This window comes from Ideonella azotifigens, assembly GCF_006519715.1.
In the GTDB taxonomy this organism is placed as follows: Bacteria; Pseudomonadota; Gammaproteobacteria; order Burkholderiales; family Burkholderiaceae_C; genus Ideonella; species Ideonella azotifigens.
Genome location: NZ_VIDT01000160.1, coordinates 1 through 9538 on the forward strand (window position 1 = coordinate 1; position 9538 = coordinate 9538).

Genomic DNA, 9538 nt, shown 5'->3' on the forward strand with positions numbered 1-9538 from the left:
ACCAGCGCCACGTCTTCGCTGCTGACCAGCGGCGGGAAGCCGCCTGCGTCCACATAGGCCCGCGCACTGACGGCGAGGTTGGCACCGTGGATGTGCCGGTGGCCATCGGCGTCGGTGTAGAGCGCGTCGTGGTGGCGGCGGGTTGCCTCGCAGTGCAAGCCCCAGTCGGTGATGGCCACGGTGCCGCAAACGGCGTCGCAATTCAGATCCAGCTGGGTGCTGAGCCAATCGGGCGCGACCAGGGTGTCGGCGTCAGTGAAGGCCAGCCAGCGGGCACCGAGCGACAGCGCACGCATCGCACCGGCAGCCCTGGCAGCACCGACGTTGCGTGCCTGAACCGCGATGACCTCGGCGCCGTGGCGCAGCGCAATGGCTTCGCTGCGGTCGCTGCAGCTGTCCAGCGCCACGATCAAGGCCACGGGCTCGCCATGGAGCTCGGGGCAGGCGGTGGCCAACCGCAGCGCGGCCAGGCAGGCATCCAGGTGAGCCTCTTCGTTGTGCGCAGGCACGATGACAGCGAGCAAGAGCTTCTCCAACCACTGACCGGCGGCCAGACGGGACCGAGTATCAAAGCGCGGCCTGTCTCCCAGCGTCGGCCGCAGGCGGGCCTTTGCGTAGGCTGGGCCCTACTGCTGCGGCGAAGGCAGTGCCGCGGCCGTCATCGGACTGAGCCTACAAGCGTTGCGCGGTCTGGCCGACTTGAAAGCCGACCGCCGGGGCGTAGCCTCGCAAGGTCGCGTGGCCAACAACCCACGACTGCATCGGCAGCGTCCCTTCCTGGCCGCAGCCGTGCCTGCTGTTCGCCGGAGGATCACTTGCTACAACAACCCGCTGCGGAACTTGAACCGGCCACCTTGTCCGTGCCGGTGCCTGCCCACGTCGATGTGCAGGTGGCACCGCCGCGCTGGCGGCCGACCGGCCCTTCCGCGGCGCTGACCATCATGGCCACGCTGTTGTGCATCTACACGCTGCACTGGGCAGCGGCTGTGTGCATCCCGGTGCTGTTCAGCGTGATCTTCAACTACGCGCTGTCGCCGGTGGTGACGCGGCTGGCCAGGTGGCGGCTGCCGCGCTGGCTGGGCGCCGCGCTGGTTGTTTCATCCATCGTCGGCGGGCTGGGCTGGACCGGCTACGCGCTGGCCGACGACGCGTCGCAGCTGATGGAGTCGCTGCCCGAGGCCGCGCAGAAGCTTCGCCAGACGCTGAAGGCCCGCCACAGCAACGAGCCCGGCGCGCTGGAACGTGTTCAGAAGGCTGCGGCCCAGCTGGAGCAGGCCGCTGACGAAAACGCCCTCACCGCCAGCGCCGCCAACACCAAGGGCGTGCTGATGGTGCAGACGGTCAAGCCCAAGTTCAACGTCAAGGACTATGTGTGGACCGGCACGCTGGGCCTGCTCGGCCTGGGCGGCCAGGCCGCCGCGGTCTGCCTGCTGACTTATTTCCTGCTCGCCTCCGGCACCAACTTCCGCCGCAAGATGGTCCGCCTCGCCGGGCCGACGCTGACGCACAAGAAGGTCACCGTGCAGGCGCTGGACGAAGTGGTGCGCCAGGTCCAACGCTATCTGATGGTGCAACTGGTGCTGAGCGCCATCGTCGGCCTCACCACCGGCCTGGCCTTCTGGGCCGCTGGACTGCAGCACGCGGCGGTCTGGGGCCTGGTCGCCGCCGTCTGCAACCTGGTGCCTTACGTGGGCACCGTGGTGGTGACCGGCGGCGCGGCGCTGGTCGCGCTGATGCAGCTGGGCACGCTGGAATCCACCCTGCTGATCGCCGGCCTGTCACTCGGCATCCGCTTCATCACCGGCCAGTTGCTCGCCCCCTGGCTGACCAGCCGCACCAGCCGCCTGAACCCCGTGGCCGTCTTCATCGGCATCCTGTTCTGGGGCTGGCTCTGGGGCGTGTGGGGCATGCTGCTCGGCGTGCCCATCCTGATGATCGTGAAGGTGTTTTGTGACTCGGTGAAGGGGCTGCACCCAGCGGGGGAACTGCTGGGAAACTGAAGTTCAGGGATGTCCTGCTTCGGTTGGTGCGTGCAGACGCATTGGGTAACTGCTTCCGCTCCCCCGACTGGACTGCGCCCAGTCTCCTCCTTTACTTCGCTTCAGCAGTCACCCAACGCCCTTGCCTGCAAAGGCTTGGACTTGGCGACCGTCGCACAGCCAATACCCGTGCCGGATCAGGACGGTGGGGCGTGTTGCGCAGCGAAGTAAAGGGGGAGAGCAGGCGCAGCCTGGTCGGAGGACATGAGCGGAGCAATACGCCCCGGCGGCCTGATCTCGCTCAGGCTTCACCAGGCTTTCAGCCCACCCACTTACGGGCATTGCGGAACATGCGCATCCACGGGCTCAGCTCGTCGACCGGGCCACCGGTCCAGCTCATCAGCACATTGCGGAACACGCGCTCGGGGTGCGGCATCAGCACGGTGAAGCGGCCGTCGGCGGTGGTGACGGAGGTGAGGCCGTCGGGGCTGCCGTTGGGGTTCAGCGGGTAGACCTCGGTGGGCTGGCCGTTGCCGTCGACCCATCGCATGGCGCGCTTCACGGTTCCCGCGTTGCCGCGTTGCGAGAAGTCGGCAAAACCTTCACCGTGGGCGACAGCAATCGGCATGCGGCTGCCGGCCATGCCCTGGAAGAAAATGGACGGGCTTTCCAGCACCTCGACCATCGCCAGCCGGCCTTCGAACTGCTCGCTCTTGTTGCGCGTGAACTTCGGCCAGTCCTGCGCGCCGGGGATGATGGGCGACAGCGCCGCCATCATCTGGCAGCCGTTGCAGATGCCCAGCGCGAAAGTGTCTTGCCGACCGAAGAAGGCCTCGAAGTCTTCGGCCAGCTTGGGGTTGAACATGACCGAGCGGGCCCAGCCTTCGCCGGCGCCCAGCGTGTCGCCATAGCTGAAGCCGCCGCAGGCGACAAAGCCCTTGAAGTCGGCCAGCCTGGCGCGGCCGCTCTGCAGGTCGCTCATGTGCACGTCGTGCGCGTCGAAGCCGGCCAGGTTGAAGACGTAGCTGGTCTCCACGTGGCTGTTGACGCCCTGCTCGCGCAGGATGGCGATCTTCGGGCGGGTGGTGCTCTTCAGGATGAATGGCGCGGCCACGTCTTCCTTCGGGTCGAAGGTCAAGGACAGGTGCAGGCCTGCGTCGCCGCTGCCGGCCAGCGCGTGTTCGCTGTCGGCGCAAACGGGGTTGTCGCGCTGGCGTGCAATGCGCCAGCTGACCTCGTCCCACTGCTGCTGCAACTCGGCCAGCGGCGCACTGAACTGGCTCTTGGCATCGCGCCAGACTTCGATCACGCCCTTGTCGTTGGTCTTGCCGACGACGTGGCTGTGCTTGGACAGGCCATGCGCGCGCAGCGTGCCCAGCACGGCGTCGCGGTCGGTGGTCTTGACCTGGATCAGCGCGCCCAGCTCTTCGTTGAACAGCGCCTTCAGCGTCAGTTCCTCGCGGCGGCCACTCACCTGGCTGGCCCAGTTCTTCGAGTCGCCCATCTCGGCGCGGCTGTCGGAAATGCCGTCGCCTTCGGTGACCAGCATGTCCACGTTCAGGCTCACGCCGCGGCGGCCGGCAAAGGCCATTTCGCAGGCTGCTGCCCACAGGCCGCCGTCCGAGCGGTCGTGGTAGGCCAGCAGCTTGGCCTCGCTGCGCAGCGCGTTGATGGCGGCGACCAGGTTCTTCAGCAGCGCGGGGTCGTCCAGATCCGGCACGCTGTCGCCGAAGCGCTGCAGCGTCTGCGCCAGGATGGAGCCGGCCATGCGGGCCTGGCCCTGGCCGAGGTCGACCAGGATCAGCGTGGTGTCACCGTCCTGCAGCTGCGGTGTCAGCGTGCCACGCACGTCTTCCAGCGAGGCGAAGGCGGTGACGATCAGCGAGACCGGCGCGACCACTTGCTTGGTCTGGCCGTCGTCCTGCCAGCGGGTGCGCATCGACAGGCTGTCCTTGCCGACCGGCACCGAGATGCCCAGCGCCGGGCAGAGTTCCATGCCCACGGCTTTGACGGTTTCGTACAGCGCAGCGTCTTCACCCGGCTCGCCGCAGGCGGCCATCCAGTTGCAGCTGAGCTTCACGCGGCTCAGCTCGAACGGCGCGGCCAGCAGGTTGGTGATGGCCTCGGCCACGGCCATGCGGCCGGAGGCCGGTGCGTCGAGTGCGGCCAGCGGCGTGCGCTCGCCCATGCTCATGGCCTCGCCGCGGAAGCCCTTGTAGTCGGCCAGCGTCACGGCGCAGTCCGCCACCGGCACCTGCCAGGGGCCGACCATCTGGTCGCGGTGGTTCATGCCGCCCACGGTGCGGTCGCCGATGGTGACCAGGAAGCGCTTGCTGGCCACGGTGGGGTGGCGCAGCACGTCGCGTGCGGCTTTTTCCAGCGGCACGCCGGTCAGATCCAACGCGGGCAGCTGGCGGGCCACGCTTTTCACGTCGCGCAGCATCTTGGGCGGCTTGCCCAGCAGCACGTCCATCGGCATGTCGATCACGCGCTCGCCGCCGGGGCCGTCTTCGAGGATCAGCTCGGGCTCGTCAGTCGCCACGCCGACGATGGCAAACGGGCAGCGCTCGCGCTCGCACATCTGCTCGAACAGCGCCAGCTTGGACGGGTCGATGGCCAGCGTGTAGCGCTCCTGGCTCTCGTTGCACCAGATTTCCTTGGGCGCCAGGCCGGATTCTTCCAGCGGCACCTGGCGCATGTCGAAACGCGCACCCTTGCCGGCGCCGTCCACCAGCTCCGGGAAGGCGTTGGAGATGCCACCGGCGCCCACGTCGTGGATCGCCACGATGGGATTGCCTTCGCCCAGGCTCCAGCAGTGGTTGATGACCTCCTGCGCGCGGCGCTGGATCTCGGGGTTGCCACGCTGTACCGAGTCGAAGTCCAGCGACGCGGTGTTGGTGCCGGCCGCCATCGAGCTGGCGGCGCCGCCGCCCATGCCGATGCGCATGCCCGGGCCGCCCAGCTGCACCAGCAGCGTGCCGGCGGCAAACGGCAGCTTCCTGGTCTGGCCGTCCGAGATCATGCCCAGGCCGCCGGCGATCATGATGGGCTTGTGGTAGCCGCGGCGGATGGCGTTTTCGCTGCCGTCTGCGCCCTCGCCCACGGTCTGCTCGTAGACGCGGAAGTAGCCGCCCAGCGCGGGCCGGCCGAATTCGTTGTTGAACGCTGCCCCGCCCAGCGGGCCCTCGGTCATGATCTGCAGCGGGCTGGCAATGTGCTCGGGCTTGCCGTAGGGCGTTTGTTCCCAGGGCTCATTGGTGCCGGGCAGGTTCAGGTTGGAGACACTGAAGCCGGTCAGGCCCGCCTTGGGGCGTGCGCCACGGCCGGTCGCGCCTTCGTCGCGGATCTCGCCGCCGGCACCGGTGGAGGCGCCGGGGAACGGCGAGATGGCGGTCGGGTGGTTGTGCGTCTCGACCTTCATCAGCACGTGCGCGGTTTCCTCGCGAGCACCGTACTTCGGGGCGTCGGTGAAACCCGCAGTTGAGGATTCAGGCAGCCAGCGTTCGACCGGGCCGCCTTCCATCACCGCGGCGTTGTCGTTGTACGCAATGATGGTGTGCTGCGAGTTCAGCTTCTCGGTGTTGCGGATCATGCCGAACATCGACAGCGGCTGGGCCTCACCGTCAATGCGGAACTCGGCGTTGAAGATCTTGTGGCGGCAGTGTTCGCTGTTGGCCTGGGCGAACATCATCAGCTCGACGTCGCTGGGGTTGCGCTTGAGCGTGGTGAAGGCGCTCACCAGGTAGTCGATCTCGTCGTCGGACAGCGCCAGGCCGAATTCGCTGTTGGCCTTGACCAAGGCCGCGCGACCCTGGCCGATCACGTCCACATGGGCCAGTGGCTCGGCGGCCTTGTCGTCGAACAAGTGCTGCGAGGCTTCGCGCTCGAAGACCACGCTTTCGGTCATGCGGTCGTGCAGCAGCAGCGCACAGGCCGCACGCTCATCGGCCGTCATCGGCTTGTTGCCGCCGGTCAGCGTGCTCATCAAACCGCTTTTCAGCGTGAGGCGGAATTCGGTCACGCGCTCGACGCGGTGGATCGGCAGGCCGCAGTTGTGGGCGATGTCGGTCGCCTTCGAGGCCCAGGGCGAGACGGTACCCAGGCGCGGCAGCACGACGATCAGTTCGCCCTCGGCCTGCGCCTCGTAGGCGTCGCCGTAGGTCAGCAGCTCGGCCAGCTTCTGGTGCGCGTCGGCCGCCAGCGGGGCGTCGCTCCAGACCCAGTGCACATGGCGGGCGGACACGCCAGCGATGCGCGGGCATGCGGCCTGCAGGGCCGGCAGCAAAGCGGCGGCGCGAAACGCGGAAAGGGCGTTGCCGCCCTCGAAGTGCATCAGGTGCTTGGAAGCTGTGGACATGGGGTTCCGTCGGTTGGCGGCGGTGCGGGCGCGGGTTGCGGGGTCTGGTGACAAAGCCAGCGGCAGGAATGCCCACCATCTGCTGACTTGGTTCCCCAGTTGCGCCCGTGGAAACCCGGCATTTTACGATGCGATGGGATAATCAGTGGATGACGATCACCCTGAAATCCGCAGCCGACATCGAAGGCATGCGCGTCGCAGGCCGCCTGGCCTCGGAAGTGCTGGACATGCTGACCCCGTACGTCAAGCCCGGGATCACGACCGAAGCGCTGGACAAGCTGGCCCACGACCACATCGTGAACGTGCAGGGTGGCATTCCCGCGCCGCTGAACTACCAGCCGCCGGGCTACACGCCCTACCCAAAGTCGGTCTGCACCTCGATCAACCACCAGGTCTGCCACGGCATTCCGAACGACAGGCCGCTGAAGAATGGCGACATCGTCAACATCGACGTCACCGTCATCAAGGACGGCTGGCACGGCGACACCAGCCGGATGTTCGTCGTGGGTGAAGGCTCGATTGCCGCCAAGCGCCTGTGCGCGCTGACGTATGAGGCCATGTGGAAGGGCATTGTCAAGGTCAAGCCGGGCGCGCGCCTGGGCGACATCGGCCATTCGATCCAGACCTTCACCGAGAACCAGGGTTTTTCCATCGTGCGCGAGTTCTGCGGCCACGGCATCGGCCTGAAGTTCCACGAGGAGCCGCAGGTGCTGCACTATGGCCGCCCGGGCACGCTGGAAGAGTTGGTGCCAGGCATGGTCTTCACCATCGAGCCGATGGTCAACGCCGGCCGCCGCGAGATCAAGGAAGCCGGGGACGGCTGGACCATCGTCACCAAGGACCGCTCGCTGTCGGCCCAGTGGGAACACACCATCGTCGTGACCGAGACCGGCTATGAAGTGCTGACGGTTTCCGCAGGCAGCCCGCCCCCGCCGGCCTTCGTCAACGGCTGAACAAACCGGATGTCTGCAGTCCTAGAGTCCGTCATCCAGCCGCCGATCCCGCCGCAGGCCGCCGTGCCGGTGGCCGAGCTGCGCCGCCGCTTCAAGGACGGCAAGGCGGCCTTGCTGACCCATTTCCGCGAGGCCAGGCCCACGGTCACCAGCGCAGCGCGACTGGCACGGGCGCTGGCCCGGCATGTGGACGCGACGCTGGCCCAGCTGTGGTTCCAGTCCTGCCTGCCGCGGGGCGCAGTGCTGGTGGCGGTGGGCGGCTACGGGCGTGGTGAGCTGTGCCCCTATTCCGACATTGACGTGCTGGTGCTGCTGCCGGCCGGTGCCGAGGCCGACCCGGCCTGCCAGGCGGGCGTGTCGGACTTCATCACCGGCTGCTGGGACATCGGGCTGGAGATCGGCTCCTCGGTGCGCACGGTGGACGAATGCGTGGGCGAAGCCCGCAATGACGTGACGGTCCAGACGGCGCTGCTGGAAAGCCGCTTCCTCTGCGGCCCGCGCCGCCTGTTCACCCGCTTCCGCCGCGCGACCGACGAAGCCATGGACCCGGTGGCCTTCCTGCGCGCCAAGGCGCTGGAAATGCGCCAGCGCCACGTCAAGTACGAAGACACGCCCTACTCGCTGGAGCCCAACTGCAAGGAAAGCCCGGGCGGCCTGCGCGACCTGCAGGTGGTGATGTGGGTGGCCCGCGCCGCAGGCCTGGGCAAGACCTGGGGCGAGCTGGCGGCCAAGGGGCTGATGACGCAGTTCGAGGTCAAGCAGCTGCAGCGCCAGGAAGGCACGTTGAAGCTGATCCGCGCGCGCCTGCACCTGGTGGCGGGCCGGCGCGAAGACCGGCTGGTGTTCGACCTGCAGACCGCCGTGGCCGAGAGCTTCGGCTACCACGGCACCGGCAACGAGCGCGCCTCGGAAGTGCTGATGCGGCGCTACTACTGGGCCGCCAAGGCGGTGACCCAGCTGAACCAGATCCTGATGCTGAACATCGAGGAACGCATCATGGGCTCGGAGACGGCGCCGATGCGGCCGATCAACGCCCGCTTCCTCGACCGGGCCGGCATGCTGGAGGTCATCCGCGACGACCTTTACCTGGACAGTCCGCATGCCATCCTCGAAACCTTCCTGATCTACCAGCAGACACCCGGCATCAAGGGTCTGTCGGCCCGCACGCTGCGCGCGCTCTACAACGCCCGCAACGTGATGAACAGCAGCTTCCGGCGCGACCCGGTGAACCACGCGCTGTTCATGGAGATCCTGCAGCAGCCCGAGGGCCAGACCCACGCCTTCCGGCTGATGAACCAGACCTCGGTGCTGGGCCGCTACCTGTGGGTGTTCCGGGCCATCGTCGGCCGCATGCAGCATGACCTGTTCCACGTCTACACGGTGGACCAGCACATCCTGATGGTGCTGCGCAATGTGCGCCGCTTCTTCATTCCCGAGCATGCCCACGAATACCCGTTCTGCGCCCAGCTGGCGGCGAACTGGGACAAGCCCTGGCTGCTCTACATCGCAGCCTTGTTCCACGACGTGGCCAAGGGCCGCGGCGGCGACCATTCCGAGCTGGGCGGCACCGAGGTGCGGCGCTTCTGCCGCGACCACGGCATCGACAAGGCCGACGCCGCGCTGGTCGAATTCCTGGTGCGCGAACACCTGACGATGAGCCGTGTGGCGCAGAAGGAAGACCTGTCGGACGCGGACGTGATCGCCGCCTTTGCCCGCCACGTGGGCGACGCTCGCCACCTCACCGCGCTGTACCTGCTGACGGTGGCCGACATCCGCGGCACCAGCCCGAAGGTGTGGAACGCCTGGAAGGCCAAGCTGCTGGAAGACCTGTTCCGGCTCACGCTGCGTGCGCTGGGCGGCGCGGCGCCGAACGCGGACGCCGAGATCGAGGCCCGCAAGCAGGAGGCTCGCCACCTGCTCGCGCTGCACTCGGCGCTGCCGGGCACCGAGGAGCCGCTGTGGGCCACGCTGGAGGTCAGCTACTTCGCGCGGCACGACGGCTCGGAAGTGGCCTGGCATGCCCGCTCGCTGTGGCGCCACCTGGCGACGGACAAGCCCATCGTCCGGGCCCGGCCCTCGCCCATCGGCGAAGGGCTGCAGGTGCTGGTCTATGCCCAGGACCGGCCGGACCTGTTTGCCCGCATCTGCGGCTATTTCGACAGCACCGGCTTCTCGATCCAGGATGCCAAGGTGCACACCACGCGTACCGGCTACGCGCTGGACACTTTCCAGGTCGTGAACCCGCTGGC

The 9538-nt window shown here is 67.8% G+C and carries 5 protein-coding genes; 3 read left to right on the forward strand and 2 right to left on the reverse strand.

What is annotated here, in order from left to right; translation table 11 throughout:
• Window positions 1–524: glycosyltransferase family 2 protein (locus FKP22_RS12125; protein WP_141287750.1), on the reverse strand; the 524-nt coding region annotated here is incomplete at its 3' end.
• A gap of 336 nt (window positions 525–860) precedes the next feature.
• Here FKP22_RS12125 and FKP22_RS12130 point away from each other — a divergent pair.
• On the forward strand, window positions 861–2000 hold the full coding sequence (locus FKP22_RS12130; protein ID WP_233446835.1) for an AI-2E family transporter: 1140 nt from the start codon (window positions 861–863) through the stop codon (window positions 1998–2000).
• Window positions 2001–2298: 298 nt separating this feature from the next.
• Here the strand turns inward: FKP22_RS12130 and purL are convergent, their stop codons facing one another.
• Window positions 2299–6336: a phosphoribosylformylglycinamidine synthase gene (gene purL / locus FKP22_RS12135; RefSeq protein ID WP_141287751.1), complete on the reverse strand. Its 4038-nt coding sequence runs from the start codon at window positions 6334–6336 to the stop codon at window positions 2299–2301.
• A gap of 149 nt (window positions 6337–6485) precedes the next feature.
• On the opposite strand from purL, the gene map reads away from it, so the two are divergent.
• Both map and FKP22_RS12145 read left to right on the forward strand, forming a co-directional pair.
• The gene (gene map, locus FKP22_RS12140) at window positions 6486–7289 is read left to right on the forward strand and encodes a type I methionyl aminopeptidase (RefSeq protein ID WP_141287752.1); all 804 of its coding nucleotides are present in this window, start codon (window positions 6486–6488) and stop codon (window positions 7287–7289) included.
• A 9-nt stretch (window positions 7290–7298) separates the two neighbouring features.
• Window positions 7299–9538, forward strand: a 2240-nt coding sequence (locus FKP22_RS12145) for a [protein-PII] uridylyltransferase (RefSeq protein WP_141287753.1), incomplete at its 3' end; no start/stop codon positions are given.